Origin of the sequence: Infirmifilum sp., assembly GCF_049970975.1 — an archaeon.
Classification (GTDB): domain Archaea; phylum Thermoproteota; class Thermoprotei; order Thermofilales; family Thermofilaceae; genus Thermofilum; species Thermofilum uzonense.
Map to the genome: position 1 here is coordinate 1 of NZ_JBMFLX010000140.1, position 3,133 is coordinate 3,133.

3 protein-coding genes are annotated in these 3,133 nt (G+C 59.1%); 2 read left to right on the top strand and 1 reads right to left on the bottom strand.

Going from position 1 to position 3,133, the window contains the following annotated elements:
- Positions 1–1,482 (top strand): NADP-dependent glyceraldehyde-3-phosphate dehydrogenase (gene gapN / locus ACP5KC_RS09625; RefSeq protein WP_428287419.1); only part of this gene is annotated, 1,482 nt, incomplete at its 5' end.
- Positions 1,483–1,665: 183 nt separating this feature from the next.
- Here gapN and ACP5KC_RS09630 read toward each other — a convergent pair.
- Entirely contained in the window at positions 1,666–2,328 is a 663-nt protein-coding gene (locus ACP5KC_RS09630; protein WP_428287420.1) for a hypothetical protein, read from the bottom strand.
- Positions 2,329–2,888: 560 nt separating this feature from the next.
- Here ACP5KC_RS09630 and ACP5KC_RS09635 point away from each other — a divergent pair.
- Complete coding sequence (locus ACP5KC_RS09635; RefSeq protein WP_428287421.1) at positions 2,889–3,131, top strand: AbrB/MazE/SpoVT family DNA-binding domain-containing protein; 243 nt, start codon at positions 2,889–2,891, stop codon at positions 3,129–3,131.
- Positions 3,132–3,133: the final 2 nt, after the last annotated feature.

Consider the following 3,133-nt stretch of genomic DNA (forward strand, 5'->3'; position numbering starts at 1 on the left):
TACGAGGAGGTCGAGGGCTTCTACCGCTTCAAGACGTATGTCGCAGGCCAGTGGGAGGGCGGGAGGGAGTACATCAGGGTTAGATCCCCTATCGACGACAGCGTCATAGCAGAGGTCCCTAAGCTCTCCTGGGAGCAGGCCGACAGGGCGCTGGGCCTCGTCTACGAGAAGGGCCGGTGGCAGGTGCGGGACACCCCTGGGTGGAGGAGGCTCGAGCTACTCGAGAGGCTGGCCGACCTCATGGAGAGGCACAGGGAGGATTTGGAGCTGAGCCTCGTCGTCAACGCCGGGAAGACCCGGGCCGAGGCGAGGGGGGAGGTGGACGCCAGCATCGACAGGCTCCGGAGGGCCGACCTCGACGCCAGGAGAATATTCGGCGAGTACGTCCCGGGTGACTGGGACCCCACGACGCAGGAGACCGAGGCGCTGGTGCGCAGGGAGCCCTACGGTGTCGTCCTAGCGATCGCGCCGTTCAACTACCCTCTCTTCGACACCGTGGCGAAGTTCACGTACAGCTTCGTGGCGGGGAACGCGGTGGTCATGAAGCCCCCCTCCGCCGACCCCGTGCCGATCATACTCCTCGCGAAGCTCCTGGAGGAGGCGGGCTTCCCCAGGGAGTCCTTCGCTATCCTCACGATCCCGGGCTCCGAGAGCGACAGGATGGTCGCGGACGAGAGGATCAGCGTGGTGAGCTTCACGGGCAGTAGCTCGACGGGCAAGAGGGTCCTCTCCGTCGGGGGCATCAAGCAGTATATAATGGAGCTGGGAGGCGGGGACCCCGCCCTCGTGCTGTCCGACGCCGACGTAGGGGCGGCCATCGAGGCTGTGGCGAGGGGCATATACTCGTACGCGGGGCAGAGGTGCGACGCGGTAAGGCTAGTCCTCGTCGAGAGGCCTATATACGAGGAGTTCAAGGCCAGGCTCGTGGAGAGGTTGTCCAGGGTCGTCGTGGGCGACCCCAGGAGCCCGGGCACCACCATGGGTCCCCTGATAAGCCCCTCCGCGGTCGACGAGATGCTGAGGGCCGTCGAGGACGCCGTGGAGAGGGGCGGGAGGGTGCTGTACGGCGGCAGGAGGCTCGGGCCAACGTACGTGGAGCCGACGCTCGTCGAGATTATGGACAAGAAGGCCTTGACGGAGTCCGTGATGTACAGGGAGGAGGTCTTCGCGCCGGCAGCCCTGATCACGGACTTCGCCAGCGACGAGGAGGCGCTTAGGCTGGCCAACGGGCGCAGGTACGGGCTGGACGCGGCGATCTTCGGCCAGGACATAGACAGGATCAGGAAGCTTGTGCGCTTCCTGGAGTTCGGCGCCGTGTACGTGAACGACATGCCTCGGCACGGCGTGGGCTACTACCCGTACGGCGGCCGCAAGGAGTCGGGCATCGGGAGAGAGGGGATAGCTTACTCCGTAGAGCAGGTGAGCGCCTACAAGACGATAGTGTTCAACTTCAGGGGGAAGGGCGTGTGGAAGTACGCTTGAAGGAGCCAAGGCCGCGTTTTTGACTTCCAAGGCAGCTAGGGTGCTCATCGGGGCTAGGGAGGGGTGCACGCTCGTCGTTAAGGGGTCATACTCGAACCCGTGGTTGGGAATTTAGGGGAAGCACTCTCACCCGGCCACGAACGAACACACCATCTAGTGACGCTCTCCGTGGGAGTTCGCGTGCTAGGGCGTCCCTAGTACTGCGGCGATGGCCCAGGGAAGCCTGTTCTTCCGGGTTAATGTGGCTTCCCGGTATCCTAGGATTAGCTTTCCACCGGGTGCCTGTCTCGCCTCTAATAGGATGACGCTGCACTCACAGCCTGGAACGAGATAGCCGTCTTTCTCTACCAATGGCAGGAAGGCTATCGGGTCCTTGGTCGGCTTCTTCTCGCCGATCTTAACGGGCTCGACAAGCCCTGAGAATAGGAGTGTTAGGGCGTCTTGTCCAGGCTCTGCAACCGCTATGAGCCGGGTGGAGTTTAGTAGCCTTTTGACGAGTTCAGGGTTCGCGGAGATCACGGGCAAAACGTCCCAGCCTATGATGGCGAGGTCGAAGCTGGCCGACTCCTCGGCTCTTGCAGAGGGGATTACCGCGAGCTCCTTGGCTTTGATTGTCGAGTTTATGAGCTCGGCGAAGACCGGGTCCTCTGTCACGATAGCTATGCGCCACTGGGGCTTTTCGATTATTGGAGGGCTTTCCTTGGGAGGTGACCAGGGTACTAGTATGGGGTATAAGAGGAGGAATGCAAGGAATGCCAGGTATAAAGCTAGGATAACAAATGCCCACACGCTGTGTGGCTTGGGCAAGGCCGCCCTCATCCCCTTATCTGTCACAGCTCCCGTCACTATACTTAATATTATTGATATTTATGATATATGGTAGCTGTTTTTACTCTCGTTGAGCCAAAGGGACGTCGGGTGGAAGAGCTGCCGGTTCAACTGCGAAGACTAAGGGTATGCTGAGCGGAGAGCCAGGTAGACTCGCCGGGGCCAAAAAGTAAGGTCTTACTTGTCACGTTTCAGAGGAACATATTGCCGGGCGTGGTGGCGCTCCTAGCTGTGCCTCTAGTGTTCTTCGCTCGTCGGCGTTGAAGAGTGGATAGTGGGTGGTTAGCTTAACCGGATGGGGGGTTCTATCAACGCGGCGTTTAGGTGATTGTGAAGGTGACGCGAGTGGGTGTTGACGGCTTTATATGGCCGGTAGTCTACTCGGTGTTTTAGGATGGATTTTCGAGGGCTCTTTTTATCCGGCTTTATCCTCTAGGATCCTCTGGAGCTCGGATTAGCGGTATCGGGGACCCACCTGGAGCTTAATCAAGTCTCATATGGGGTTGTGTGGGAGGTTCAGCTTCGTTCAAGGTTAACCTTTAATATAAGTTAAACTATTCCTTTTAGTAGAACAAATCATGGAGGTTTTGCTCAGGATAAGGAAGAAAGGGGTTTTGATACTCCCTAAATCGCTGCGTGAGGCGGCGGGAATTGAGGAGGGGGAAGTTTTGGCTGAAGCTCGGGACGGCGTCATTGTTCTGAGACCGTTTAAGCTGAAGGAGGTTGAGGTAGACCGGAGGATAGTCGATGAGCTTCTCCGGGAGGAGGGGGAGCTGGAGAGGCGGAAGATGAATGGTATCCTCAGGGAGGTACGTGGTTGACA

Excerpts from the sequence above, each read along its gene's own strand:
- ACP5KC_RS09635 (WP_428287421.1), top strand. The coding sequence starts at position 2,889 with ATGGAGGTTTTGCTCAGGATAAGGAAGAAAGGGGTTTTGATACTCCCT.